Source organism: Haloarcula quadrata (assembly GCF_003634715.1).
Taxonomy (GTDB): Archaea; Halobacteriota; Halobacteria; order Halobacteriales; family Haloarculaceae; genus Haloarcula; species Haloarcula marismortui.
This window is the reverse complement of record NZ_RBWW01000001.1, coordinates 3,290,247-3,316,360: the sequence shown is the minus strand read 5'-3', so window position 1 is coordinate 3,316,360 and position 26,114 is coordinate 3,290,247. Positions and strand designations below refer to the sequence as shown.

Below are 26,114 nucleotides of genomic sequence, written 5' to 3'. Positions count from 1 at the left end.
GACTTCGAGCGGGCGCTGGACGCGGCGCTGCTCGAATACGCCGACCGGCTCTCGAATCGCTACCCGCTGTCGGTCTGTCCGGTGCTGTCCTACGTCCTCGCCAAGGAACGCGAGGTCGACAACATCCGGGCCATCGCCCGCGGTCGCGAGGCCGGCCTCGGCCCCGACGAAATCGAACAGGAGCTGGTGATACTATGAGTCAGGAGATCGCTGTCATCGGAAGCCCGGAGTTCACGACGGGCTTTCGGCTAGCTGGCGTCCGCAAGTTCGCGGACGTGCCTTCCGACGAGAAAGACGAGCAGCTCGACGACGCCGTCGAGGAGATGCTCAACGACGACGACGTCGGTATCGTCGTGATGCACGACGACGACCTGTCGCATCTCTCACGCGGTGTCAGGCAGGATGCGGAGACGAGTGTCGAGCCGGTGATGGTCACGCTCGGCGGCGGCACTGGGAGCGGCGGACTGCGTGAACAGATCAAGCGAGCCATCGGTATCGACCTGATGGACGAGGACTAACCATGAGTCAAGCAACAGACACAGACGTCCGTGAGGACGGCATTATCGAAAGCGTCTCGGGACCGGTCGTAACGGCTCGGGACCTCGACGCCCGGATGAACGACGTCGTTTACGTCGGCTCGGAAGGGCTGATGGGCGAGGTCATCGAGATTGAAGGAAATATCACCACGATTCAGGTGTACGAGGAGACCTCCGGTGTCTCCCCCGGCGAACCCGTCGAAGGGACGGGCTCGCCCCTCTCCGTGGACCTCGGGCCGGGTATGCTCGACGCCATTTACGATGGTGTCCAGCGCCCGCTCGACGTGCTCGAAGAGAAGATGGGGTCGGCGTTCCTCGACCGTGGTGTCGACGCGCCGGGCATCGACCTGGAGAAGACCTGGGAGTTCACCCCTGAAGTCGAGGAAGGCGACGAGGTCGAGGCCGGCGACATCGTCGGCACCGTCCCCGAAACGCCGAGTATCGACCACAAGGTGATGGTCCCGCCCGACTCCGAGGGTGGCGAAGTCGTCGCCATCGAATCGGGCAACTTCAACGTCGAAGAGACCGTTGTCGAACTGGACAACGGCGAAGAAATCCAGATGCACCAGGAGTGGCCGGTGCGCCAGCAGCGACCAACCGTCGAGAAGGAGACCCCGACGGAACCGCTCATCTCCGGCCAGCGCGTGCTCGACGGGCTGTTCCCGATTGCGAAGGGCGGAACGGCCGCCATTCCCGGTCCGTTCGGGTCCGGGAAGACGGTCACCCAGCACCAGCTCGCCAAGTGGGCCGACGCGGACATCGTCGTCTACGTCGGCTGTGGCGAGCGTGGCAACGAGATGACTGAGGTCATTGAGGACTTCCCGGAACTCGAGGACCCGACCACCGGCAACGCGCTGATGGACCGGACCTGCCTCATCGCCAACACGTCGAATATGCCCGTCGCGGCACGCGAATCCTGCGTGTACACGGGGATTACCATCGCGGAGTACTTCCGCGACATGGGGTACGACGTGGCGCTGATGGCTGACTCCACCTCACGGTGGGCCGAGGCCATGCGTGAGATTTCGTCCCGACTTGAGGAGATGCCGGGTGAGGAGGGGTACCCCGCGTACCTCTCCGCTCGCCTGAGCGAGTTCTACGAACGTGCCGGGTACTTCGAGAATATCAACGGCACCGAGGGCTCCGTCTCAGTTATCGGGGCCGTCTCACCGCCGGGCGGGGACTTCTCCGAGCCGGTCACCCAGAACACGCTGCGTATCGTCAAGACGTTCTGGGCGCTCGACGCGGACCTGGCCGAACGCCGGCACTTCCCCTCTATCAACTGGAACGAGTCGTACTCGCTGTATCGCGACCAGCTCGACCCGTGGTTCGAGGACAACGTCCGAGCCGACTGGCCGGAGACGCGCCAGTGGGCTATCGACACGCTGGACGAGGAAGCGGAACTGCAGGAGATTGTCCAGCTCGTCGGGAAGGACGCGCTGCCGGAGGACCAGCAGCTGACGCTCGAGATCGCCCGCTACCTGCGCGAGGCGTGGCTCCAGCAGAACGCCTTCCACGACGTGGACACGTTCTGTGAGCCCGAGAAGACCTACCGCATCATGGACGCCGCCAAGACGTACAACGATGCGGCCTTCGAGGCGCTGGATGCCGGTGTCCCCGTCGAGGAGATCACCGACATTGACGCCGCGCCGCGGCTCAACCGTATCGGCGTGCAGGAAGACTACAACGAGTACATCGACGACCTCGAAGACGACATCAAGTCTCAACTGCGGGAGCTGTACTAACAATGAAAGAGTATCAGACAATCACAGAGATCAGCGGACCGCTGGTGTTCGTCGAGACCGACGAACCGGTCGGCTACGACGACATCGTCGAAATCGAGCTCAGCGACGGCGAGACCCGCCGTGGCCAGGTGCTCGAATCCGCAAGCGACTACGTCGCCATTCAGGTGTTCGAGGGGACCGAAGGTATCGACCGCGATGCCTCGGTTCGCTTCCTTGGCGAGACGATGAAGATGCCCGTTACCGAGGACCTCCTCGGGCGGGTCATGGACGGGACCGGCCAGCCGATCGACGGCGGCCCGGAGATCGTCCCCGACGAACGCCGTGACATCGTCGGTGAGGCAATCAACCCGTTCTCTCGGGAGTACCCTGAGGAGTTCATCCAGACAGGCGTCTCGGCCATCGACGGCATGAATACGCTCGTCCGCGGGCAGAAGCTGCCGATCTTCTCCGCCTCCGGCCTGCCACACAACGACCTGGCGCTCCAGATCGCGCGACAGGCGACGGTGCCGGAAGAGGAAGACGGCGAAGACGACGAGGGTTCGGAGTTCGCTGTCATCTTCGGTGCAATGGGTATCACGGCCGAAGAGGCGAACGAGTTCATGGACGACTTCGAGCGCACCGGCGCGCTGGAACGCTCCGTCGTCTTCATGAACCTCGCGGATGACCCGGCCGTCGAGCGGACGATTACGCCGCGGCTGGCGCTGACCACCGCCGAGTACCTCGCCTTCGAGAAGGACTATCACGTGCTGGTCATCCTGACGGACATGACCAACTACTGTGAGGCACTGCGTGAGATCGGTGCCGCGCGTGAGGAGGTCCCGGGCCGGCGTGGCTACCCCGGCTACATGTACACCGACCTGGCACAGCTCTACGAGCGTGCTGGTCGGATCGAGGGCCGCGAGGGCTCTGTGACCCAGCTCCCGATCCTGACGATGCCGGGCGACGACGACACGCACCCGATTCCGGACCTGACCGGGTACATTACTGAGGGCCAGATCTACATCGACCGCGACCTCAACAGCCAGGGCATCCAGCCGCCGATCAATGTCCTGCCGAGCCTGTCGCGGCTGATGGACGACGGCATCGGCGAGGGGCTGACCCGCGCCGACCACGCTGACGTGAAAGACCAGATCTTCGCCGCCTACGCAGAGGGTGAGGACCTCCGCGACCTCGTGAACATCGTCGGTCGCGAGGCGCTGTCGGAACTGGACAACAAGTATCTGGACTTCGCCGACCGCTTCGAGGAGGAGTTCGTCGATCAGGGGACCGACACGGCCCGCAGTATCGACGAAACGCTCGAACTCGGCTGGGACCTGCTCTCGATGCTTCCGAAAGATGCGCTGAACCGCATCGACGAGGACCTCATCGAGGAGCACTACCGCGAGGACGAGACCGCCGAAACCGTCGAGGCCTGACGCGACGGCTTACTTTCTCCGGCATCCCTCAATCTATACCATATATTTTGGGTACGCGACTGTTTAGCGTTGACCTCCTACACTAGAATGCACTATGCCAGCACCAGGGAGCGAAGGAATTTGGCTGTGGTTAGGTACAGCGGGCATGTTCCTCGGCATGCTATACTTCATCGCGCGCGGTTGGGGCGAAACTGACGGCCGGCGTCAGAAGTTCTACATCGCGACAATACTGATCACGGCAATCGCGTTCGTGAATTACCTCGCGATGGCGCTTGGCTTCGGCCTGACGTTCATCGAGTTCGGCGGCGAACAACACCCCATCTACTGGGCGCGATACACCGACTGGCTGTTCACAACGCCGTTGCTGCTGTATGACCTCGGACTGCTTGCAGGTGCAGACCGCAACACCATTTACTCGCTCGTCAGCCTCGACGTGCTGATGATCGGTACTGGTGTGGTCGCAACGCTGAGTGCAGGCAGTGGCGTGCTGTCTGCCGGTGCAGAACGGCTGGTCTGGTGGGGTATCAGCACTGCCTTCCTGCTGGTCCTGCTGTACTTCCTGTTCAGTTCGCTGTCCGGCCGGGTTGCAAACCTGCCCAGTGACACGCGAAGCACGTTCAAGACGTTGCGCAACCTCGTCACTGTCGTCTGGCTGGTCTACCCAGTCTGGTGGCTCGTCGGCAGTGAGGGGCTTGGCCTTGTCGGTATCGGAATCGAGACGGCCGGCTTCATGGTCATCGACCTCGTCGCGAAGGTCGGCTTCGGTATCATCCTGCTCCGGAGCCACGGCGTGCTCGACGGCGCGGCCGAGACGACCGGAACTGGCGCAACGCCTGCAGACGACTAACCGCGACCGTTCGTCGACTTCGCTTTTTTGCGTGTCAGTCCGGAAGCGGCAGCGCTCGAACCGAAATAACTGGAAACCGTTAACTGCCTACGTCGAAAAAAGACCCGTAATGGCTAAGGACGTCAAACCCACGCGCAAGAATCTGATGCAGATCGAGGACCGCATCGAGCTGTCCGAGCGTGGGCACGACACGCTGGAGAAGAAGCGTGACGGCCTCATCATGGAGTTCATGGACATTCTGGACCAGGCACAGGACGTCCGTGAAGACCTCGACGGCTCCTACGAGCGGGCCCAGCGCGCGATCAACATGGCCCGGGCGATGGAGGGCGACGTGGCCGTCCGTGGGGCCGCCGCAGCACTGAAAGAACACCCCGAACTGACGACCCAGTCCAAGAACATCATGGGTGTCGTTGTCCCGCAGATCGAGTCCAGCAAAGTCCGAAAATCGCTGGACGAGCGTGGCTACGGCGTCATGGGGACCTCGGCCCGCATCGACGAGGCCGCCGAGGCCTACGAGGAACTGCTCGAAAACATCATCCTTGCCGCCGAAGTCGAGACGGCGATGAAGAAGATGCTCGAGGAGATCGAGACCACGAAGCGCCGTGTCAATGCCCTCGAATTCAAACTCCTGCCAGACCTCTACGACAATCAGGAGTACATCGAGCAGAAACTCGAAGAGCAGGAGCGCGAAGAGATCTTCCGCATGAAGAAGATCAAAGCCAAGAAGGAAGAAGAGGAAGACGCGTTAGCGGCCGAAGAGGAAGCGGAAGAAGAGCCCGAAGCGGTCACTGCTGACGACTGAACAGGGAGCCCGTCCTGACCGGTATCGTTTTTGCGCTTTCCCGTTCCTGTTGAGTATGTCCTGTCCCGACTGCGGTGGCGACCTCGTTTCGTTCCCAGTTCCAGACGACCTCCAGCAGCTTCTCCCCGGAAACGAACCGGGCGCTGGCGTCTGCCGGTCCTGTCTGGCGCTTCACCCGGAAACGGAGCCGCCCGCTGCTGTGCCCGACCTCTCGGATCTGGACGGTGCAATTCCCGATGCCGACGGCGCAGCGGTCCCGCTGGTGTTGCTGGTCGGACTGCTTGATTCGCTCGCGATGCACCGTGAGGAGATCACCGCGTTACTGGAGCGAGTCGAACGCGAGGGCGTCGATCCGCTGCTGGTACTGGACCGCCTCGACGCCAGCTACGGCGAGGCGGCCCACGTCGACCTCGGTCGCCGCCGTCGGCAACTCGAACAGTTGCTGTGAGCGGACAGGTCGACCGTTTCACCCACGCCCTGAGAGACGGCTCTAACGTCGCGCGTTTCGGTGGAGCCGGTGGTGGTGGTGCCATCGGTCAAAGACATACAGAGAGAAGAGAACGACTGGCGCGTTAGACGCCCGTCGAGTAGCGCAGCAGGCCGGCGACGCCACCGAAGGCGGTCAGCAGCTGTTCGCCTTTCTCGAAGTCAGTGGAGATAAATACCGTCTCAGTGCCGCGCTGGTCGGCCAGTTCCATCAGGTGGTCGATGGCGTCTTCACGCTCGCCGTCGTCGGCGTCGACCGTGGCCCCACAGCGGGAGCACTCGTGGTCGTCAGTCCCGGCGCTGCTGTTGATGAGGTCGTACTCATCGTGGCCGTTCTCGCAGGTGTAGGCGACCACGTCCTTCCGGAGGTCCTCGGAGATAAGCAGCTGTTCGACTGCGCCCATGTTGAGGTTCTGGCGCGTCTGGTCGAACCCGTAGGTGGCCTTGTCCCCGTTGTGGAGCTGCTTGAAGAAGTCCTCCATGAGCTCCTTGTCCCGGAGCATCTCGTGTTCGGCCAGCACATCGTCGGCCGCGTCCACGAGGTCGTACAGCCCTGACTCGTCGGTGTAGGCCACGTCGAACTTCCCGAGCACCATGTCCTGTAGCTCGTGGTGGAGATAATCGCCGTCGAGGAACTCGTCTTTTGTCGGTGAGGGGCCGCCGACGAGGATCCCGTCTATTTCGTGGCGGTCGGCGACGAACAGGTCGTTCGCCATGCCGGCGACCTCCTGATAGAAATTGTCGATGGCTTCCAACCGGAGGCGGGCGAAACGCTGGGCGGACTGACCACCTTTCCGCTGCTTGCCCGGGACCAGTGAGGAGGCGGACTTGACAGGCTCGACGCGTTTGCCCTTCAGCCAGCCGACGTTTGCCTCGCGCCGGTCGAGCACGATGAGCCCGAACAGCCCTTTGTCGGCCAGCATGTGCTCCAGCGGCTCGGTGAGGAACTCCGAGTCACAGTGGTAGCGGAACGATTCGATGGGGTCTGGTGGGGATTCGAGGACCTTCGTCACCATGTCGGTCCGGCCGCCGCCGGTATCGAACGCGCCAGAGAACACGACCAGTCCGTTGTCGGGTGGCCGCACGTCGTAGTACCGGAGTCGGTCCTTGATCGAAGTGAGCGCGTCTTGCACCGCTGTCCGAGTGTCCTTCGATTTGATGTTCGAAGCTTCGGAGTGTTCCTGGGTGACGTGGGCGACGACGTCGCTGATCAGCTTGTCTTCGGGGATGTAGATAGAGACGAGTTGGGTGCCCGAACCCTGGTACCCTTTGAGTTCCTCTATGACCTTCCGGAACTCGTATTTCTGCTTGTCAGATTGTTCCTGTTCCTGCTGCTCGCTCATTACTCTATATTGGCCAAGGTGGCGTAAGAACCTGTTGACAGCCGTGCGATTCGAGCGGTCCTCGTGCCGGAACGGCGACTGACTCAGCTCTGCTGACGAGCCAGCGCGGCAGCCGAGAGCAGTGCGATAACTGCGACGAGCACGGTAAAGCCGGGACCGGACCCGGCCGTGGGTTCGTCTCTTGATTCGCCATCAGTGCCGCCGACGCTGTCAGCCATGGTTGCCGTCGCTGCCGTCCCGTCGGTTACGGTCGACTCGGCGGTGGCAGTCGTCGGCTGTTCTGGTTCGGCGGTGGCAGTGGGGTTGGCGGTCGCTGTCGGTGTTTCGCTTTCGGGCGTATTCTGTTCGGTGGTTGTCGTCGCCTCAGTAGTGGTTTCGCCACTGCCGCTGTCTCCGCCGTTGCTGCTCGAGCCCGACACTGAGAGCGTGTCCGTCTCCGAGAGCGACTGGCCGTTGCCGCCGTCTGTGGCGACGGTGAGGTCGTAGTCGCCGCCGCTGTCAGCAGTGATGTCGTAGGTGACAGCCGTGGTCGTTCCGCCGGCGATATCTCCACTCGCTGTCCCGGACGCTAGCGAGTACGAGTAGCCGTCGGAATCAGCGACTGAGACGGTGTAGCTCGTCGACGTGTCGCCGCTGTTGTGGACGACAGCGTCGACGGTGGTCGTCTCGCCGTCATCGAGGTCGGTCGAGCTGACCGAGGTCGTCAGCGAGAGACTGGCGGGGCTGAGCACGTCGAGGCCGGTCTGTCTGGTGTCTGAGTAGGTGTTTGTGCCGCCGGACTCATCGGCGGTGACGGACACCGACACCTCGCCGTTGTAGTCACCGGTGGCGTCGGCAGTGCAGTCGAACGTGGCTGACCCGCTGCCGTCGCTGAGTCCGATGGTCTGTGAGCCAGACGGCGAGCAGGACAGGCCATCCGGAGTGGAGAGCGTCGCTTCGACGTTCTGAACGCCATCGCCGGACACTGACACGTCGATGGTGAAGCTATCGCCCTGCGTGTCTTTGCCCGGGGTACATCACAAATAATAATTACTATGGGTAACAGTAGCGTGCAAAGCTGACAGTGTATAGACGTTAAATCACTGTCTCCGGTATGCAGCGAACCGTTTGTGACGCGATGGATGACAATCGAATTTATATGACTGCCTGCATTGTACCCAAGCAATCAGACTATGGCGGGGTATGTGTGTACGATTGCAGGCGGCAAGGGCGGCGTCGGGAAGACGACGACCGCGGTAAATCTCGGGGCCGTCTTGCAGGAGATGGACTACGACGTGGCCGTCGTCGACGCAGATCTGGGGATGGCGAATCTCGGCTCGATGCTCTCCGTGGAGCCCGAAAAGAGCCTCCACGAGGTTCTGGCTGGCGAGGCTGCGGTGAGTGAGGCTCTGACTGATGCCCCGGGTGGGCTCACGGTGATTCCGGGCGAACAGTCCCTTGAGGCGTTTGCGGACGCTGACCCCGCAAAGCTCAGGAAAGTCATCAAGACGCTCCGAAATGCCTACGACGTGGTGCTGATTGACACCGGGGCTGGACTGAGCCACGAAGTCGCCGTGCCGCTGGGACTGGCTGACGGCATCGTCCTCGTCACGACCCCCGATGACGTTGCGGTGGGCGATACGGTCAAAACAGCCCAGCTAGCGGACCGCATTGACGGGACCGTTCTCGGCTCAATTATCAACCGCGCGACCCGCCACACTGATGTCGCGTCCATCGCCGAGCAGATGGAGTTCCCGCTGCTTGCGGTCATCCCGGATGACCCGCAGGCGACGACCGAGGAGCCGCTCGTACTCAACGCCCCTGAGAGCACGGCTGCCGATGCCTATCAGCGACTGTCCGAGGCGCTGGAAGGCGTGTTCTTCCACGGCGAAAGCCCCGAACGGGATATCGAGACAATACTTGACGACGAGTGGTTCATTGAAGACACCGAGGACCACTCCGATGCCGACGACGAGGACTCTGGCGGCGTGTTTGGCCTGTTTAACTGATATTTTTGCACCCGCCTGCTGTTCCGGTCGCAGTCCGCCGCCCCGACCGCATTTCACTGCCTCTAGATCATTCTGGAAGTGGCGGCCACAGCGTCGCGACCGTTTCCTGAATGAGCTGGGTCTGTGCCCGGCGCAGTCGCTCTGAGAGTGACGACGCAGAAATGTCCAGTTCCGTCGCCACGGCGTCCAGTGATGCACGTCGCGGGATTTCGAAATGCCCCATCCCGTACGCCGTCCGTAGCGCCTCCAGTTGTCGGTCAGTGAGCCCGTTCCCGGGTGACTTCGGCTCCGCATCCCGAGTCAGCCGCTCCAGTCTGAACTCCGCGTTCCGTTGCCAGAACGAGGAAAAATCGGTGAACGCCGCCCGGTTGGCGAACCAGCCCATTTGCTCCCAGCCGTCCGCAGTCACAGTTATCTGTTCGATTATGGCGTCTGCCGTGGCGAGGGCTTCGAGCCCGTCGAGGTCGTCGATCTGGCCGCCAAGCTGCTCCTCGAAGCTCAGCGCCGGCACTGCCTGATACCGGCGGGTGTCGCCGGCCGTCCCGATTTGCGTCCACTCCTGAATGTCGTCGGCGTTAGTGAGTGCCCGCTCGACAGCCTGCTCGGCGCCGCCCGTAACGGTTACAATAAACAGCGGCCGCCGGCCGTGGTTGTACTGGAGGGAAAGGACAATCGACGCTTCGGGGACTGTCGCTGCAACCGACACAAGCGGCAACGCATCACAGTGTATCTGAAACTCCGCAATGAGCCCCATACACTGTTGCTCTTTGCGAGGCTGAAGCCCCTGTCGGAACAGCGCGTCTGCCCCTGCTGACATCCTCCCCTTTTAAACGGCCCAACCACTGAGAGAACGGCTTAGCCCGACTGCGCTCGACCGTACAGTTGTATGCAGCCGACACAGTCTGCAGACGCGATCGAAGTCGAGTTCGAGCGCTACGGTGACGGCCAGCCCCTGCTCCTCCTGCACGGCGGGATGGCTCCCCGAGAGTACTGGCGACCGGTCATATCGGTCTCTGAGGGATACGGCGCTGTCGTCCCCCAGCGACCGGGGTTCGGCACCTGTCTCGACTCCCCCGCAGAGACGAGCGCTGACGAGGTGCTGGACCGCGAGGTCAGGTATGTTCAGGCGCTTGTCGACGCTGTCGATGGCGACCCAATCCTGTTCGGCCACTCGTACGGCGCACTCACCGCTATCGAGGCCGCGGCGGGTACGTCGGTCGAGGCAGTTATCGCGTACGAACCGGCGGTACTTCCCGCCGAGTACCGGGCCGACGCTGACCTCGCTGACCGAATGGCATCGCTCGTACAGGATGGAAAGCGAGAGGAAGCGGTGAAACGCTACATCGAACAGGTCCTTCACCCAGACGGTATCGAGGACCTCGACGCCTGGCTTGCGGAGTGGCCTGTGTGGCCCGACTGTGTGGCCCTCGCCGAGGAGGTCGTCCGGATGAATCGGTCCGTCGAACAGTACCGGCTCCCAGACTGCCTCGACGTTGACGTACCCACTCTCGTTCTGTCCGGCACCGACGGGCCGGACTTCCTTCGACAGAGTGCACGGGACGTTCACGACGCACTGCCACAGAGTCGATTCGTCGAGTTCGATGGAGTCAGTCACAGCGGCCCCGCCGAGGCACCTGAACTAATCGCAGCAGAAGTCGGCGCGTTCCGCAAAACGTAGCCCGGCCAGCCGGACCGGCTCTCTACTCGTCGCTTGTCACACCAGATACCCGAAACTGCCGCGCCTACATCGAGGTCGGTGCTTCGACGCCCAGTGCGTCCAGCGCGTTCGCAATCGTCGTTCGGGTCCCGTCGACGAGCGCCAGCCGCGCAGCGCGGGTCTCTGGGTCGGCATCGAGGACCGGGCACTCCCGGTAGAAGGCGTTGAACGTCTCGGCGAGGTCGCGGGTGTAGGTGGCGACGGTGTGGGGCGTCAGGTCATCCGCGGCCGCCTCGATGACGGCGGGGAACCGGGCCAGTTCGCGGAGCAGGTCGCGCTCCTCCGGTTCCGACAGCGGGTCAAGGTCGGGTTCGTCAGGGATGTCGGTTTCCACGTCGCCCAGGATGCCACAGCAACGCGCGTGGACGTACTGAACGTATGGCGCGGACTGGGCCTCGAAGTCCAGCGCGCGGTCCCACTCGAAGGTGATGCCTTTGGTCGGCTGTTTCGAAACGATGTCATAGCGTACCGCGCCAATACCGACCTGACGGGCGATGCGGTCGATGTCGTCTTCGTCAAGGTCTCCCCGGGTTCGGTCGTCCAGCCGGGACTCGACCTCCTCCCGTGCGCGGTCGATCGCTTCATCCAGCAGGTCGTCGAGGTCGATGCCGGTCCCCTCACGCGTGCTCATCCCGCCTTCCGGGAGGTTCACCCAGGAGTAAAACACCTGCCGGAGCTGGTCGGTGTCGTTGTCGAGCAGCTCGAGGGCTGCTGCGAGCTGGTCGGCCTGTAGCTTGTGGTCCTCGCCCAGCACTGTGACGGCACGGTCGTAGGTGTCGAACTTCCACTCGTGGTGAGCCAGGTCCCGAGTCGTGTACAGCGAGGTCCCATCGGAGCGCAGGAACACGAGATTCTTCTCGAAATCGGGCAGGTCCAGCTGCCAGGCATCCTCCTCGTAGACGGCGCAGTCGAGCCCCTTCAGGCGGTCGACCAGGTCGTCCGTGTCGCCGTTGCGCATGAACTTCGTCTCCTTGACGAACTCGTCAAACTCCGCCGGGAGGCGACCGAGCGTGTTCTGCATTCCGCCCAGCACAGTGTCGACGACCTCGGCGACGCGTTCGTACGTCTCTTCGTCGCCGTCTTCGAGGCCCTGCAAAATCGACTGGACCTCGGCCTCCGCCGCCTCGACTTCGTCGGGGTCGCCATCTTCGAGGACGGTGTTGCCCTTGCGGTAGTACCGGACCATCTCGTACTCCGGGGACTCCCGCTCAGGTTCGGGCAGGTCATCCTCGTCAAAGGTCTCGTACGCCCAGGTGAACACCGCAATCTGTCGGCCCGCGTCGTTGACGTAGTAGTGGCGGTCGACGTCGTAGCCGGCGTAATCAAGCACGCGAGCAACGGCATCGCCGATGATAGGGTTGCGTGCCCGCCCGACGTGGACTGGGCCAGTCGGGTTCGCGGACGTGTGCTCGACGACAACGCTGGTGTCGCGGTCGGGAAGCCGGCCAAACCCGCTCTCTGTGACTGACTGCAGGGTCTCGGCGAAGTATGCTTCGCTCGGGAGGAAATTGACGTACGGCCCCTGTGTCGTCACGTCGCTAACGTAGGTGAGGTCGTCGGCGGCAATCGCGTCGGCGATGTCGCTGGCGACGTTCGGCGGCGCGGTACCGACCTCGCCGGCCAGCCGGAAGGCGACGCTCGACGCTAGCACGGCGTCGACATCCTCCGGTGGCTCCTCGATACCGAGGTCCTCGGCCGGCAGGTCGAGGGTTGTGAGTGCGTCGGCGAGGGCGTCCTCGACCTCCGCACGGAGCTGCAGGAACATACGCCCGGATTTCGCGGCGGAGAGTAAATGGGTAACGAAACCCCGACCGCCACAGACGGTCCGGCCGACTCCACAGCCACAACAACCGCCGCTATTCAGGCGAGTGTCGGGAGAAACTGGGACAGCAGTCCGTCTCAGGTCAGGAGCCGCGGACCAAACACCATCAACAGGAGGCCGCTGATCATCGATACCGTAATCGCGATCGAGACGGCCGTCGTCACCCGTCGCCCGTCCGAGACGGGCAGCCGCGAAACGAACGATTCGGTTGACGCCCGAAGAATGTGGCCGCCGTCGAGTGGGAACGTCGGAATGAGGTTGAACTGGCCGATGACGAGGTTGATCCAGCCGGTCCAGAAGAGGACGTTCGCAAGCAGGAACACCGGCGTCGTTCCGAGCGCCCCGAGCGGGCCCTGGACAGTGTAGAAGTTCGTCGCAATGCCGGTGAAGCCGGCGAAGTTATAGCCGAAGCCGCCGGCGACGCCGATGAACGGGAGCAAGAGCGTGCTGAAAATCCGCTGTGCGAACGAGAACTCGGAGACCGACGTTGGTGCGTCCGGCGAGCCGCCGATGAATTCGAGGAACGCGGCCGCGGGGTAAGCGTCGATACCGAAGTCACTGACCTGAATGCCACTGATACCCTGCTGGATGCTAACGCCGATGATGCCGTTGTCGACCTGCTCGCTTTCGGCCATCGTCACTTCGTAGGTCTCGCGGGAGCCGTCGGCGTAGCCGGTGACGGTCACCTCGTCACCGGGTTCACCGCCTTCAAGCGTCTGTATCAGTGCCGCCCCGCTGTGTGTTCGTTCCCCGTTGACCGCGGTGATAATCATGCTCTCGCCGCTCGGTGCCCCCTCTCCGGCGAGCGGGCCGTCTTCAGCGACCAGCACGTACGCGCCGAGCGGGGTCGTGACTGTCTCCCCAGACTCGGTTTCGAGCGTCGCTACGGGGTGGTCTTGGGCCGCCTGTTCGAATTCACTGCGGGTTGCTACTGCGGTCCCGTTGACAGAGACAATCGTCTCCCCAGTTCCAAGTGACGCGCTCTGAAGGGCCGCAGAGACGACGACGGACCGTTCGACGGTGACGGTGTCGGCATCCTTGCGCGCCACTTCGACAGTCTGTGCGTCGCTTTCGGCGAGCACTGATTCGAGTGCCTGCTGGTTCTCCACCGACTGGCCGTTGACCGCCGTGATGACATCACCCGACTCGATACCCGCATCGGCGGCGGGGGTTCCGTTGATGGGGCTCCCGACCGGCACGCCGTCAACGACGGCGACAGCGCCGGCGACCGGTCCAAACAGCAACAGGAGCGTGATGATAGCGAGTGCGAAGTTGTTCGTCACGCCGGCCGTGTACATCCGGGTCTGGGAGCCACGGTCGGTGCGGAGGAGTTCATCTTCGTCGGGTTCGACGAACGCCCCGATCGGGATAATCGCCAGCAGGGCAAGCCCCATCGACTCGATATCGATGTCTTCGACGCGACAGAAGAGTCCGTGGCCGCCCTCGTGGACGACGAGGCCGAGCAACAATCCGAGCACGATTTCGGGGGCGACCGACAGCGGGAGGAAGTCATTGACGCCGGGAATTGCCAGTGCGTTCCGCGGTTCGTTCAGTGCGGAGGGCTGTGGGTTGACGAGCGCCTGATAGGCTCCGAGCGCAACGAGGAGGAACGAGCCGACCATCACGACGAGGCCGAACCCGACGCCGAGGTTCCCCCAGGCCCGCCAGAACCGCTTTGGCCGTGCGAGCCAGTCGAGCACAGCTTTGCCCTTCTGTGTGTGAATCGTCGTAATCGGGCCGCTAAAACGAATATACTCGGGGACAACGCCGCGAGTCCGGAGCGCCATCGCGAGGAGGGTGTAGGCGACAAGGCCCGCGAGGACCCACGTCAGCGTACTCACCATTTATCTGAAAATAGGCGTAGCCAAGCAAGAGGGTTTGGTTTGGGTCACACTGCTGGCCCACAGCAGCCAACGGTGAAGTGACCCCGCCGCAAACGACAACGCAATGTACGACCATATTCTGGTTCCCGTCGATGGGAGCGACGAAGCCACGGCAGCCGCACGACGTGGCCTCGCACTGGCAAAGGACTTCGACGCAACGGCTGAAGCGGTCTATGTCGTCGAGCAGCGCGCGCTCGCACTCACGCGAACAGACCGCGAGAGCGCCCGTCTCCGGGAACACGGCGAGTCAGTCCTCGCGGAGATCGAGTCACTCGCCGCCGACATTGGTCAGTCCGTCACGACGGAACTGCTAGAAGGGAAACCAAGTGCGCGGATAGACGAATACGCCCGTGAAACCGACGCAGGAATCATTGTCCTTGGCCGACAGAGGATGACCGGTCTCGGGAAGCGACTACTCGGCGGCGTCACCGAGCAGGTCTTGCACCGAACTGCCGTGCCCGTGTTCGTCGTTTCGGCGGAGAAGCAGGCTGACAGGGACGAATTCGATTACTCGCGGCTACTCGTCACAACCGATGGGAGCGAGAACGCTGACACGGCGACACGACACGCCGCGGCGGTAGCAGACAGATACGACGCGCTAGTACACGTGCTCAATGTCGTTGATATCCAGGCCGCTGGCGGATCGTTCAACGCTGGCGGGTTGAACGAGACGTTCATCGAACGACTGGAGGCGAATGGACGCGACGCCGTCGCAACAACCGCCGACGAACTTCGGACGGCGGCCCCGGACATCTCGGTTGAAACTGCCGTGGAACAGACGACCTCGCTTGACGGCGTTGCCGCCGGCATCCAAGAGTACGTCTCCGACAATGACATTGACTTCGTCGTGATGGCGTCACACGGCCGTTCGAACCTGAAACGCCAGTTGCTCGGTAGTGTTACGTCGCAACTGCTCCGAACCGTCGATGTCCCTGTGCTGGTGACGCCCCGTTCGAACTGAGGGGTGGACGAACCACCCGTTCTATGTAGTGTGGAAACGTAGTACAATGAGGTGCCGGACAATGCCAGAAACCTGCGGTATCTGTGGCGAGACGGTCCCTTTTGACGCTACCGTCCACGCGATGATTCACACGCACAGCGAGACGGGCGTCATCGACGCGTACGTCTGTCAGGACTGCTACGACGAGCAGCTCGGACCGATGTTCGAGCGGGTCGACACGCAGGAACAGTCACCCTGAATACACCCTTTAACAGGGTGTTACGGACGGGTAGGCCCCTCCTACCCGGATTACTCGTTGCGACGGAAACGCTTCACGACGAACTCCCGGTCAAGTTTCGCGATGAACGTCCCGAGCTGTGGGCCTTCGGTGTCGTCGAACAGCAGCCGGTAGCCGGCCGAGAAGAACTCGCTGATGTCGATGTCGTTTCGCTTTGCCGTCTCGTAGATTTCCGACTGGATTGCCTCGCCGTCGTGGCCTTCGGCGATGAAATCGGCCAGTTCATCCAGTGCGGCCGCCGTTGCGTCGTCGAATGAGACCTCGGGTATCTCGGCACGCTTGAGTTCGTAGTTGAATTCGTTGTTCGTCAGGCTGGCCCACTCTTGGGCTCGCTCGACGCGGGCAAGCGCCTGCTCGACGGCCCACTCCGGCGCATCGTCCGGGATATGGCCTTCTTTCCGGGCAATCTGCTCTCGGAGCGCCGGGTCGTCGGTCATCCCGAGCACGGCCGCAAATGTGTAGGGAATCCGTATCCGCTGTTCGCGTGGGTCGTCCACGACCATCGGATAGGCTCGCTCTGCAAGTTCGGCGTCGTCCTCGCTGGCCTCGATTTCTTCGAAATATCGCCGTTCGAACCGGTCGAACTCGTCGACGAGCTGGTCGATATTCTCGACGGAGAAGTCCCGCTGTTTCCGCGGGTCCTTCACAAAGAAGTATTTGAACACCTCCGGTTCAAGGATGTCCAGCACTTCGTCGACGGTGATGACGTTGCCGGAGGAAGAGGAGAGCGGTTCGCCGTCGAGGGTGAACCACTCGTACACCATCGGGACCGGCGGCTGGATGTCCAGCACGTTCTCAGCGACATCCTCACCTGATGGCCAGGAGCCCTCGGCGTGGTCCTTGCCGAAGGGCTCGAAGTCGACGCCCAGAATCTCCCACTGAGCGGGCCACTCGAACCGCCACGGAAGCTTTCCGTCCCGGAGCGTCGCCGTGCCTTCGTGGCCACAGCCATCAATGGTCTGGTCGCCGGCCTCGACGTCTTCACAGATGTATTCGACTTTGCCGGCGTCGAGGTCGACCGCGGTGACGCCCTCAGTAATCTTCCCACACTCGGCACACTGGGGCAGGAACGGGACGTAGTCGTCGTCGACCTTGTTCTGATACTCCGCGAGCACGTCACGGGCCCGGTCGGCGCGTTCGAGCACCCGGCGCGTGACTGCTTCGAACTCGCCGTCGGCGTACAGCTCGGTGTTCGAGACGAACTCCACGTCGACGCCGACCAGCTCGGCGCTTTTCTGCAGGAGCGCCGTGAAGTGGGCGCCGTAGGAATCACAGCAGCCGAATGGGTCCGGAATATCCGTGTACGGCTTCCCGAGGTTCCGCCCGAGTGCGCCGGCGTCGACTTCCCCGAGGCCGACGACGTTCCAGTCGAGGTCGGCGAGCTGGCGGGGGACCGCCCGGAGCCGGTCTTTGTCGTCGGCAGTGAACACCTGTCGAACCTCGTGGTCGCGGTCCCGTAGCGCCTCGGCGACGTAGTAGCCCCGCATTATCTCGTTGAAGTGACCGATGTGGGGGACGCCAGACGGGGAGACGCCGCCCTTGATGACGATTGGCTCGTCGGGGTCTCGTGCCTCGATGGCGTCGGCGACGGAGTCGGCCCAGAACGCCCGGGAACCGCCGCGGCCGACCTCGTAGGGGTCTTCCGCCATCTATGCCTCCGGAAGGATTTCGGACCCGTCGAACTCGCCGTCTTCGACTGCGCACACGACACGTTCGGGATCAGTGCCGTCGAGCACCATCGTCCGGATGCCGGACCGCTGGATGATTTTCGCGGCTAGCAGGTCGACCGGTGCGCTGCTGCCGGCGTCCATCTCGATGTCGGCGATCACGTCGACGAGTTCGTCCGCGCCGAGTTCGTCGAACCGCGTCGCGTCGTCGTCCTCGTTCGGGTCGGCGTTGTAGACGCCCGGAACCGATGTTGCGTACACGAGCAGGTCAGCGCCGACGTACTCCGCGAAGGCGGCCGCCACGGCGTCGGTGGTCTGTGCGGCGACGATGCCACCGAGAACGGGGATATCCCCGCGACGGATGGCTTCCCGGCCCTCGTCGTAGCTTTCAGCGGGTGTCGGCGCGGCACGGTCGTCTAGAGCGGCGATCAGCAGTCGGCCGTTCAGCCGCGTGACGGCGATGCCGAGCTGGTCGAGTTCGATCTCGTTCGCGCCCAGATCCCGAGCGCTGCCGATGTAATCACGTGCTGTCGGGCCACCGCCGACAACGGTCCCGAGCGTGTGCCCCTGTGCATCGAGCGACTGGATGGCGTCGGCGTAGTCGGCGACCCGGTCCGCGTCGAGGTCCGGGGCCAGTACGCTTCCGCCAATGGAGACGACGACTTTCATTAGCCCGCCGTAACCGCGATGCACTCTTAAGGGTTGTCAAGGCCACTGACTGCTGTCTCTCTAGTCCGCCCTTTCTGGTGCCCACAGTGACTGCTGTCGGTCGCGTACCGGTGGAAATATCTGTATGACGTGTGCCCGACGTGCTGACGCACGTCTGACGGTTCTGACACTCTACCGGTGAAATATGCCGTTTATCGGCCTTCCCAGAGGGTGATATCTCTCTTTTACAGACCGTTCAAAGCACCACGGAACTAGTGCCAATCCATTGACTAAGAAAGCTTTGTAAAACGTCTAAAGAAATCTGAAACGGTTATAAAAAATGCGTTTTAGCTCGATTTGTCCTGAAAGTGACCGAAGTGACCTGAAGGTTCCTTCCTTTATATACTCTCGGCGGGGTTACGAGAAAGTGAGGTGACAAAGATGAGCGCTACCGCAACGCCCTCCGGCGAGGAAGAGGCCTCCAAAGAAGAGCGACTGAAGTCGTTCCTCGCAGAGAAGGCCAGTGACGGCGAGATGTATTTCAAGAGCAAGTTCATCGCTGATGAAGTCGGTCTCTCCCCCAAAGAGATCGGTGCCCTAATGGTCAAGCTCAAGGACAGCGCGTCCGAGATTAATGTCGAAAAGTGGTCGTACACGAGCGCGACCACCTGGCGTATTGAGCCGGCGTAGGCGACTGGTCCCCGCGTACAGTTTTTGCACGGAGTACCTGCTAGCTGTGCGATCGTTCGCGGAGTATTTGTGCCCGCATCGTTTACGAGCAGTTGATGAGTGGCTCCGCCGCGGACCCGCCGTCGCCTGACCGATTGGCCGGCGTGTTCTCCGTCTCGTCAGTGCGGCGGACGGACGGAACTGTCCAGTATCTCGGCAACCCACTAGTGCCACCGGATGCCGTCGCTGAGCAACTCAGGCCGGTGTTCCGACAGCGGGGCTACGACGTTCGGCTCGAAGAACTTGGTCCCGAATCGGCTACTGGGACTACTGTGACGAGCAACGGTGGGACTACCGTTGTCGACGACCCGGGCGCCAATGACTCGATTGCTCCCGGTGGCGCGGTGAACACGCGCCCGGGCCAGTACGCACTGGTGGCGGAGCCTGTCGGTACGGACACCGGCGGCGTTCCGTGGCTCAACATCGGGCTGTTGCTCGCGACTATCGCGTCGACCCTCTATGTCGGGGCGAGCGCCTGGTACTATATCCCGGTCGCTGAGAACCCACTTCGCGTGTTCGAAGCTTGGCCGTTCATGGTCGCGATGCTCGGTGTGCTCGGGATCCACGAACTGGGTCACTACGCCGCGGCCCGCTATCACGGCGTCGACGTGACGCTCCCGTATTTCATCCCATTCCCGTCGTATCTCGGCACGATGGGAGCGGTCATCAACATCCGTGGGCGCATCCCCGACCGGACGGCGCTGTTCGATATCGGCGTGGCCGGCCCGCTTGCCGGCCTCGTTGCGACAACAATCGTCACGGTCATCGGCCTCTCGATAGACCCGATTACCGTCCCGGAACGCGTGGCAAACAGCGACACCGGCGTCATCATCACGTTCAACTATCCGCTTCTGTTCCAAGCGCTGGAAGCCCTAGTCAACGCGCTGGGGCTCGGAACCGAGGTCGGCCCCGGCGAGTCAGTCCACCCCATCGTGTTCGCCGGCTGGGCCGGGATGTTCTTCACGTTCCTGAATCTGCTTCCGGTGGGGCAACTTGACGGCGGTCACATCGTGCGGTCCATCGTCGGACGTCGTCAGGAAACCATCGCCGCCGCGGTGCCTGGCGCGTTGTTCGCACTCGCCGGCTACCTGTACTTTACCCGCGACCCCCCGCCGGTCGGCTTCGGCGTCTGGGGCCTGTGGGTGTTCTGGGGTCTGTTCGCCACCGGGCTCGCGTACGCCGGTCCGGCCCGCCCGACCGTGGATACGGCGCTGGACCGACGGCGAGCGCTGCTTGGCCTGTTTACATTCCTGCTGGGAATCGCCTGTTTCACGCCGGTTCCGTTCGAGATCAGCGCGGTCTAACTGTCAGGCGGTGTCGCTGTGGCTGTTCTCAGTGTGAGTACCCTTGGTCCGGAAGCGGCTCGCCATTGAGCGTCACGCCGTCCTCGGTGACCGTTCCGATCCGGTGGAGCGGGCACGGCGTGGCCTCTCTGGCTTCGAGCACGTCGGATTCAGGCAGCGTACACACCAGCTCGAAGTCCTCACCGAAGAACACACCCAGATCTCTGCGCTCCTGCTCCGTCTCTGCGAACGTGTCGACCTGCGGGTCTATCGGCAGTGGCGCTTCGATAGCGAAGCCACAGCCGCTGGCCTCGGCCAGCTGGTGCAGCGAGCGGGCCAGCCCGTCGCTCGAATCCATCATCGCTGTCGCGTGCGGTCGGAGCGCGACGCCCGCACGGACGCGAGGCTCGAACTGGAATAGCTCGTTCGCCCGGTCGGTGTCGCCACGGTCGAACAGTTTGAGGGCGGCGGCTGACCGGCCGAGCGTTCCGGTGACACAGACCGCGTCGCCGGGCGAAGCGCCCGAGCGACGAACCGGCTCAGCTGCGGAGCCGATGGCCGTCGACGCGACGGTGAACTCGTCGTGGCTATCCAGGTCGCCGCCGACGTACTCCGCGCCGACCGCGTGACACACGTCCTGTGCGCCGTCGACGAACGCCGCGAGTTCGTCCGCGTCGAACGACGGCGCGCCGTACGCGGCCACCGCCGCCGTTGCCTCGGCCCCCATCGCCGCAACGTCCGACAGCGAGGCGGCGACGGCCCGCCAGCCCGCCGTGTAGCGGCTCGTCCCCGCCGGGAAGTCCGTCCGCTCGTGGAGCATATCGGTCGTGATGACTTGCCCGTCCACGACGGCGCAGTCGTCGCCTGCGTCGGGAAGTCGGTCGGCGAGGTCAGCGAGTGCGGCCCGCTCGTCCATACCCCGTCGTCGGGTTCCCGGGGCAAAACCCCCGTGGATATCCGCCGGCGAGACAGGGTCGGTGGGTTGAAATCGGAGACTGCCAATCCCATCCACATGGATGGGAACCGGGTGGCGACGGTCGTCGGGTTCGCGGCAGCGCTCGCCGTCCTCTCGGGGCTGGTGTGGCTTGTCGGCATCGGCGAGACGCTGGATGCGCTTGCGACGGCGGACCCAGAGGCGCTTCTCGCCGTCGCAGGCATCGCCATACTGTGGCTCGTCTCGTGGGGGCTAGCGCTGTGGACGGTTCTTCAGGCGCTTGGCGCGCCAGTGGCGCCACACACCGCCGTCCTCGTGTTCGTCGCCGCCGTGTTCTCGAACAACGTCACGCCCTTCGGGCAAGCCGGTGGCGAGCCAGTGAGTGCGTTGCTCATTTCGACGGCCGCCGACACCGAGTACGAGACCGGGCTGGCGGCCATCGCCACCGTCGACACGGTCCATTTCCTGCCGTCAGTCGGGTACGCCATCGTCGGCTTCACCTTCGTCGCAGCCGGTGCGGTCCAGTTGACCCGGAACCTGGCGTTTGCCGCCGGTGCTGTCGCGGTGCTCGCGGTCGGCATCCCCACTGCTGCTGTCCTTGGCTGGCGACACCGAGACCGGGTTCAGGCGCTGGTCATTCGCGGTGTCTCACCGGCTCTGACCGCGCTGTCGAACGTCGTGCCCCGATGGTCACCGCCGTCCGCAGAAAACATCGAGGCACGAATCGAGGGGTTCTTTTCCGCCATCGAGCGCATCGCGACCGACCGGCGGACGGTCCTCCAGACCTTTGGGCTCTCAGCGTTTGGCTGGGTCTGCCTGTCGGCGTCGCTGTGGACGTCGCTGTACGCCGTTGGGGCACCAGTCCCGGTCGAGGTCGTCCTGCTTGTCGTCCCTGTCGGGAGCATCGCCAGCGTCGTACCGCTTCCCGGCGGGTCCGGGGCTATTGAGACGGTGCTCGTGACGCTGCTGGTCTCGACAGCCCCGGTTTCGGCCGCCCTCGCCACCTCTGCGGTGCTGATCCACCGCGTTGGGAGCTACCTGCTGCCGACTGTTATCGGCGGCGGTGTCGCCGCTGCACTCGGTGTCGACCGGGCCGCGTCGCCAGGGGAGTGACCCTCGCGACTCCTGATGGGAGTGGGAGCGTTGCTGCCCTGTGGGCGAGTGAACGGTTCACGCCCGCCGACTGCGAACGACGCGTTTAAATGACGGCGACGGAAAGAAATCTGCAATGGCTACACTCTACGACGTTCCCCCCGAGGAACTCATCGAGGCACTCACGGAGACGCTCGCAGACGAAGACGACATCGAAGCGCCGGACTGGGCCGAGTTCACCAAGACCGGTGTCGACCGCGAACTCCCACCTGAGCAGGAGGACTTCTGGACGCGACGGGCCGCCAGCCTCCTCCGAAAGGTCGCCGTCGACGGTCCTGTCGGCGTTAACGCCCTCCGCTCCGAGTACGGTACATCGAAGCAGGGGACGACCCGCTACCGCGTCCGCCCCCACCAGAAGACCAAGGGCTCGGGCAACATCATCCGGACGGCGCTCCAGCAGCTCGAAGACGCCGGCTACGTCGAGACCAGCGAAAACGACGGCCGCCGTGTCACGGGTGACGGTCGCAGCCTCCTTGATGACACCGCAGGCGACCTCCTGACGGAACTCGACCGTCCGGAACTCGAACGCTACGCGTAACTGACGCCTTTCTCGCTGTTTTTCTCGTTCCGTAGCCTCTGCTCCGAAATCGTTTTCCGACCGACTCCAGTACGTTGATACAACTATGAGTGGCGACCCCAGCGAGGAAGAACTTGAAGAGCTCCGAAAAAAGAAGATGGAGCAGCTCAAGGAACAGCAGGGCGGCGAGGGCGAGGGCCAGGAGGCCGCGCAACAACAGGCTGAGGCCCAGAAACAGGCCGTCCTCAAACAGAACCTTACTGACGGCGCACGTAAGCGGCTCAACACGGTCAAGATGTCGAAACCGCAGGTTGGCGAACAGATCGAACAGCAAGTCGTCGCGCTGGCACGTAGCGGTCGCGTGCAGGGCCAGATCGACGAGGACCAGATGAAAGAACTCCTCTCGGAGCTGACGCCCGACTCCAAGAGCTTCGATATCAAGCGCCGGTAGATGCACTGTGCTCTGTTGTACAGCGGCGGAAAAGACTCGACGCTGGCGGCGCTTTTGCTTGACCCCTTTTATGACGTGACGCTCGTCAGCGGCTCTTTCGGCGTCCGTGACACCGACCCTGCACAGGAGAGCGCAACAGCCGTCGGCTTCGATCACGTGACGGTCGATCTGGACCCGGACGTGGCCCACGACGCCGTCAAGCAGATGTTCGATGACGGCTACCCGCGAAACGGCATCCAGCGGGTCCACGAGCACGCCGTCGAAACCGTCGCCCGCGCCGACTGGGTCGCCGATGCCGACGGTCTCGATACACTCGACGCCGTGGCTGACGGCACCCGCCGCGACGACCGGGTGCCGACGGTGGACCGCCCGCTCGCCCAGAGCATCGAGGACCGTTTCGACGTGGACTACCTCGCGCCGCTTGCGGGCATCGGTCGCGGTGCTATCGACGCGATGGCCGCCGACCGCCTCGTCGTCGAGAGCGGCCCTAGCGCCGAGATTCCGAAGGCCGACTACGAGGTCGAACTCCGCGAACTCCTGCGGAAGCGCTACGGCGAGGGTGCCGTGGCTGACGTGTTCCCCGAGCACACGCAGTCCCGCGTCCAGGGCCTGCGATAGCCGCTGGCGGTTCGAGTCTGCGGTGTGCCCGTCAAACTAAGCAATATCCCGGGTGGTGTCCACGCTGATGCGGTCAGTGAGGTCGAGGCATATCGGTTCAGTGAGCGCGCGGCCCCCGCGGAACTTCGGGATAAAGAGCCTGTTTTCGATGGCGTCGTCGCGTCGCTTCGTTTCGAGGTCGAGCACGACGTCGCTCGTGTACTCCGTTCGGTGTCGTTGCGACGGCGTCCTGTCGTGTTTGAGCGCGTACAGGACCGCGGCGCTGTCTGTCTGTGTGAGTCTGGCCTGCAGCGTTTCAAGGAAGGCCCGAAACTCTCCTTTGTTTGCGCGTTCGAGCGGTTCGACCGGGTCGACGACGAGGAGCGACCCTTCGGTGAGTCCCTCTACGTGGGCGAGCGCATCGCTGACCGGGGCCTCCCGGTCCAGTTGGCTGACTGCGAGATCGTCGTAGGACCCTCGCTGTGACCGCAGCGCCGACGTGACCGTCGTGGGTGCCTGCTCGCCGGAGAGATACACCGTTTCCTGCCGGGCGACGAACTCGGAGAGGAACAGCTCCGCCTGGCTCGCCGGTTCGGCAAGCAGTGTGACGAGGCTTCCAGTCGGAATGCCGCCGTTGAGCTTCCGGTCTAGCGCTCGAACCCCCGTCTCAAATCGTTGTGTCACTGTCTCACCCCGCGATGTCCCCACCGATTCACTGCCCATCCCATACAGCCACACTCGGTGGAGCGTCTCTTTGTTGTCCGTTCTCTAATACGGGCCATTCACCGCATAGTCAGCCTCTAGCTCGCTTACCGCCAGCGTCTGCTAGCCATGCCCGCCCGTCCTCACAGTTCATTGGCAGAGACAGTCGTGACAGACAGTTTAGCCACTCTCTACCGGGCGGTACCGGCCCATGGTTCGTGGGTCTGGTCAGCGTGAACGAACAGGTTCAAGCGCGCCCTTGCTGTAGACGCCGGTATGTACGACTCCGTCAAGGGCTTTCGCGATTTCTACCCCGAGGAGATGCAGGCCCGGCGGTGGGCCATGGATACGCTTGAAGACGTCGCACAGCGCTATGGCTTCCGAGAGATCGGCACCCCAGCGCTGGAGCCGACCGAGATGTACGTCGACAAGAGCGGCGAGGAGATCGTCGAGGAACTGTACAGCTTCGAGGACAAGGGCGGGCGGAAGGTCGCACTCACGCCGGAGCTAACGCCGACCGTTGCGCGGATGTTTGTCGCCAAGCAACAGGAACTCTCGAAGCCGATCAAGTGGGTATCGACGCGGCCGTTCTGGCGCTACGAGGAGCCCCAGCAAGGGCGGTTCCGGGAGTTCTACCAGACCAACGTCGACATCTTCGGGTCGGCGGAGCCGACGGCCGACGCCGAGATTCTGGCCGTTGCCGTGGATATGCTCACTGACCTTGGGCTGACGGGCGAGGACTTCGAAATCCGCGTCTCGCACCGAGATATCCTCTCGGGCGTACTCGAGTCGTTCGAGGCGGACGTGGACGTGCCCGAGGCCATTCGCGCGGTCGACAAGCGGGCGAAGGTCGACCACGACGAGTACCTTGACGCGCTCGCCGAAGCGGGACTCAGCTATGGACAGGCCGACACGTTCGACGAGATGCTACAGATCGACGCCGAGGAAATCGAAACGCTCGGGGACCTCACCGGGTCCGAGGATGTCCGTACGGCGACCGACAATTTGCAGGCGGTGCTCGACGCGGCTGAGGACTTCGGCGTTCGCGACCACCTCACCGTCTCGCTGACGACCGCGCGCGGGCTGGACTACTACACCGGCGTCGTCTTCGAGTGCTTCGACTCGACGGGCGAGGTGTCCCGCTCGGTGTTCGGCGGCGGCCGCTACGACGACCTCATCGAGGGTTTCGGCGGCCAGCCGACGCCGGCCGTCGGCTTTGCGCCCGGCCACGCCACGCTCCAACTCCTCTGTCAGCGTGCCGGCGTCTGGCCCGCCGAGGAGCTGTCGACGGACTACTACGTCCTGCAAGTCGGCGACACGCGCCCGACTGCGGCCCGCATCGCTCGTGACCTGCGCGAGCGGGGTCACGTCGTCGAGAGCGACGTTGCCGACCGCTCCTTTGGCGCGCAGATGGGGTACGCAGACGGCATCAACGCCGAGACGGTCGTCATCGTCGGCGAGCAGGACCTGGAAAACGACGAAGTGACGCTCAAGGAGATGGACGACGGTGAGCAGGTCAGCGTCCCGCTCTCGGCGTTTCCCGGCGACTACGACCGGCCGACGTTCGAGGACTTCGCGGAGTAACACGGCTGAGCGGCCGGCCCACGACAGC

Annotated in this window: 27 protein-coding genes; 18 read left to right on the top strand and 9 right to left on the bottom strand. The window is 63.4% G+C overall.

Annotated features, from left to right (window positions below):
* The 7 genes from BDK61_RS17165 to BDK61_RS17135 all read left to right on the top strand — a co-directional run.
* A partial coding sequence (locus BDK61_RS17165) for a V-type ATPase subunit (RefSeq protein ID WP_208644677.1) occupies window positions 1-198 on the top strand: 198 nt, incomplete at its 5' end.
* Window positions 195-518 (top strand): V-type ATP synthase subunit F, encoded by a 324-nt coding sequence (locus tag BDK61_RS17160; RefSeq protein WP_004593990.1) that lies wholly within the window; start codon window positions 195-197, stop codon window positions 516-518. The genes BDK61_RS17165 and BDK61_RS17160, both read left to right, overlap by 4 nt.
* A gap of 2 nt (window positions 519-520) precedes the next feature.
* Complete coding sequence (locus BDK61_RS17155; protein ID WP_121303867.1) at window positions 521-2,281, top strand: ATP synthase subunit A; 1,761 nt, start codon at window positions 521-523, stop codon at window positions 2,279-2,281.
* Window positions 2,282-2,283: 2 nt separating this feature from the next.
* Window positions 2,284-3,696 (top strand): ATP synthase subunit B, encoded by a 1,413-nt coding sequence (locus BDK61_RS17150; RefSeq protein WP_007189221.1) that lies wholly within the window; start codon window positions 2,284-2,286, stop codon window positions 3,694-3,696.
* A 94-nt stretch (window positions 3,697-3,790) separates the two neighbouring features.
* The gene (locus BDK61_RS17145; protein ID WP_011224644.1) at window positions 3,791-4,543 is read left to right on the top strand and encodes a bacteriorhodopsin; all 753 of its coding nucleotides are present in this window, start codon (window positions 3,791-3,793) and stop codon (window positions 4,541-4,543) included.
* Window positions 4,544-4,652: 109 nt separating this feature from the next.
* On the top strand, window positions 4,653-5,345 hold the full coding sequence (locus BDK61_RS17140; protein WP_011224645.1) for a V-type ATP synthase subunit D: 693 nt from the start codon (window positions 4,653-4,655) through the stop codon (window positions 5,343-5,345).
* 55 nt (window positions 5,346-5,400) lie between these two features.
* Window positions 5,401-5,793, top strand: coding sequence for a DUF6276 family protein (locus BDK61_RS17135; RefSeq protein WP_007189219.1), 393 nt, complete (start codon window positions 5,401-5,403; stop codon window positions 5,791-5,793).
* A gap of 124 nt (window positions 5,794-5,917) precedes the next feature.
* Here BDK61_RS17135 and prf1 read toward each other — a convergent pair whose 3' ends face one another.
* Together prf1 and BDK61_RS17125 are read right to left on the bottom strand one after the other, a co-directional pair.
* The gene (gene prf1 / locus BDK61_RS17130) at window positions 5,918-7,174 is read right to left on the bottom strand and encodes a peptide chain release factor aRF-1 (RefSeq protein WP_004964526.1); all 1,257 of its coding nucleotides are present in this window, start codon (window positions 7,172-7,174) and stop codon (window positions 5,918-5,920) included.
* A gap of 83 nt (window positions 7,175-7,257) precedes the next feature.
* Entirely contained in the window at window positions 7,258-8,139 is an 882-nt protein-coding gene (locus BDK61_RS17125) for a PGF-CTERM sorting domain-containing protein (RefSeq protein WP_121303866.1), read from the bottom strand.
* Window positions 8,140-8,346: 207 nt separating this feature from the next.
* On the opposite strand from BDK61_RS17125, the gene BDK61_RS17120 reads away from it, so the two are divergent.
* Complete coding sequence (locus tag BDK61_RS17120; RefSeq protein ID WP_121303865.1) at window positions 8,347-9,162, top strand: MinD/ParA family ATP-binding protein; 816 nt, start codon at window positions 8,347-8,349, stop codon at window positions 9,160-9,162.
* Between the two features lie 67 nt (window positions 9,163-9,229).
* Here BDK61_RS17120 and BDK61_RS17115 read toward each other — a convergent pair whose 3' ends face one another.
* The gene (locus BDK61_RS17115; RefSeq protein ID WP_121303958.1) at window positions 9,230-9,916 is read right to left on the bottom strand and encodes a helix-turn-helix domain-containing protein; all 687 of its coding nucleotides are present in this window, start codon (window positions 9,914-9,916) and stop codon (window positions 9,230-9,232) included.
* Window positions 9,917-10,048: 132 nt separating this feature from the next.
* Here BDK61_RS17115 and BDK61_RS17110 point away from each other — a divergent pair, with 132 nt between their 5' ends.
* Entirely contained in the window at window positions 10,049-10,840 is a 792-nt protein-coding gene (locus BDK61_RS17110; RefSeq protein ID WP_121303864.1) for an alpha/beta fold hydrolase, read from the top strand.
* Window positions 10,841-10,904: 64 nt separating this feature from the next.
* On the opposite strand, the gene argS is transcribed toward BDK61_RS17110, so the two are convergent.
* Both argS and BDK61_RS17100 read right to left on the bottom strand, forming a co-directional pair.
* Entirely contained in the window at window positions 10,905-12,644 is a 1,740-nt protein-coding gene (gene argS / locus BDK61_RS17105; RefSeq protein ID WP_121303863.1) for an arginine--tRNA ligase, read from the bottom strand.
* Between the two features lie 134 nt (window positions 12,645-12,778).
* Window positions 12,779-14,545: a site-2 protease family protein gene (locus BDK61_RS17100; RefSeq protein WP_004964503.1), complete on the bottom strand. Its 1,767-nt coding sequence runs from the start codon at window positions 14,543-14,545 to the stop codon at window positions 12,779-12,781.
* 103 nt (window positions 14,546-14,648) lie between these two features.
* Here BDK61_RS17100 and BDK61_RS17095 point away from each other — a divergent pair, with 103 nt between their 5' ends.
* The gene (locus BDK61_RS17095; RefSeq protein ID WP_121303862.1) at window positions 14,649-15,545 is read left to right on the top strand and encodes a universal stress protein; all 897 of its coding nucleotides are present in this window, start codon (window positions 14,649-14,651) and stop codon (window positions 15,543-15,545) included.
* Window positions 15,546-15,606: 61 nt separating this feature from the next.
* A complete protein-coding gene (locus BDK61_RS23540) occupies window positions 15,607-15,783 on the top strand; it encodes a hypothetical protein (protein ID WP_007189212.1) in 177 nt (58 codons plus the stop codon).
* Between the two features lie 50 nt (window positions 15,784-15,833).
* Here the strand turns inward: BDK61_RS23540 and lysS are convergent, their stop codons facing one another.
* Window positions 15,834-17,471, bottom strand: a complete 1,638-nt coding sequence (lysS, locus tag BDK61_RS17090) for a lysine--tRNA ligase (RefSeq protein ID WP_121303861.1) — start codon at window positions 17,469-17,471, stop codon at window positions 15,834-15,836.
* Window positions 17,472-18,158 carry a UMP kinase gene (gene pyrH, locus BDK61_RS17085; protein WP_121303860.1) on the bottom strand — a complete coding sequence of 229 codons (687 nt, stop codon included), beginning with the start codon at window positions 18,156-18,158 and terminating at the stop codon, window positions 17,472-17,474.
* 420 nt (window positions 18,159-18,578) lie between these two features.
* Between pyrH and BDK61_RS17080 the strand changes: the two genes are divergently transcribed.
* Both BDK61_RS17080 and BDK61_RS17075 read left to right on the top strand, forming a co-directional pair.
* Window positions 18,579-18,827: a DUF7123 family protein gene (locus tag BDK61_RS17080; RefSeq protein ID WP_121303859.1), complete on the top strand. Its 249-nt coding sequence runs from the start codon at window positions 18,579-18,581 to the stop codon at window positions 18,825-18,827.
* 95 nt (window positions 18,828-18,922) lie between these two features.
* Window positions 18,923-20,170 (top strand): site-2 protease family protein, encoded by a 1,248-nt coding sequence (locus BDK61_RS17075; RefSeq protein ID WP_121303858.1) that lies wholly within the window; start codon window positions 18,923-18,925, stop codon window positions 20,168-20,170.
* Window positions 20,171-20,198: 28 nt separating this feature from the next.
* Here the strand turns inward: BDK61_RS17075 and thiL are convergent, their stop codons facing one another.
* Entirely contained in the window at window positions 20,199-21,065 is an 867-nt protein-coding gene (thiL, locus tag BDK61_RS17070) for a thiamine-phosphate kinase (RefSeq protein ID WP_007189208.1), read from the bottom strand.
* 96 nt (window positions 21,066-21,161) lie between these two features.
* Between thiL and BDK61_RS17065 the strand changes: the two genes are divergently transcribed.
* The 4 genes from BDK61_RS17065 (at window position 21,162) to BDK61_RS17050 (ending at window position 23,821) form a co-directional block, all read left to right on the top strand.
* On the top strand, window positions 21,162-22,196 hold the full coding sequence (locus BDK61_RS17065) for a lysylphosphatidylglycerol synthase transmembrane domain-containing protein (RefSeq protein WP_011224656.1): 1,035 nt from the start codon (window positions 21,162-21,164) through the stop codon (window positions 22,194-22,196).
* A 115-nt stretch (window positions 22,197-22,311) separates the two neighbouring features.
* The gene (locus BDK61_RS17060) at window positions 22,312-22,773 is read left to right on the top strand and encodes a 30S ribosomal protein S19e (RefSeq protein ID WP_004964492.1); all 462 of its coding nucleotides are present in this window, start codon (window positions 22,312-22,314) and stop codon (window positions 22,771-22,773) included.
* A gap of 85 nt (window positions 22,774-22,858) precedes the next feature.
* Window positions 22,859-23,203 (top strand): DNA-binding protein, encoded by a 345-nt coding sequence (locus tag BDK61_RS17055; RefSeq protein ID WP_004518409.1) that lies wholly within the window; start codon window positions 22,859-22,861, stop codon window positions 23,201-23,203.
* On the top strand, window positions 23,204-23,821 hold the full coding sequence (locus tag BDK61_RS17050) for a DUF7411 family protein (protein WP_121303857.1): 618 nt from the start codon (window positions 23,204-23,206) through the stop codon (window positions 23,819-23,821).
* A gap of 36 nt (window positions 23,822-23,857) precedes the next feature.
* On the opposite strand, the gene BDK61_RS17045 is transcribed toward BDK61_RS17050, so the two are convergent.
* Entirely contained in the window at window positions 23,858-24,523 is a 666-nt protein-coding gene (locus BDK61_RS17045) for an RAD55 family ATPase (RefSeq protein ID WP_121303856.1), read from the bottom strand.
* A 255-nt stretch (window positions 24,524-24,778) separates the two neighbouring features.
* Between BDK61_RS17045 and hisS the strand changes: the two genes are divergently transcribed.
* Complete coding sequence (gene hisS / locus BDK61_RS17040; RefSeq protein ID WP_121303855.1) at window positions 24,779-26,086, top strand: histidine--tRNA ligase; 1,308 nt, start codon at window positions 24,779-24,781, stop codon at window positions 26,084-26,086.
* The last annotated feature ends 28 nt before the right edge of the window (window positions 26,087-26,114 follow it).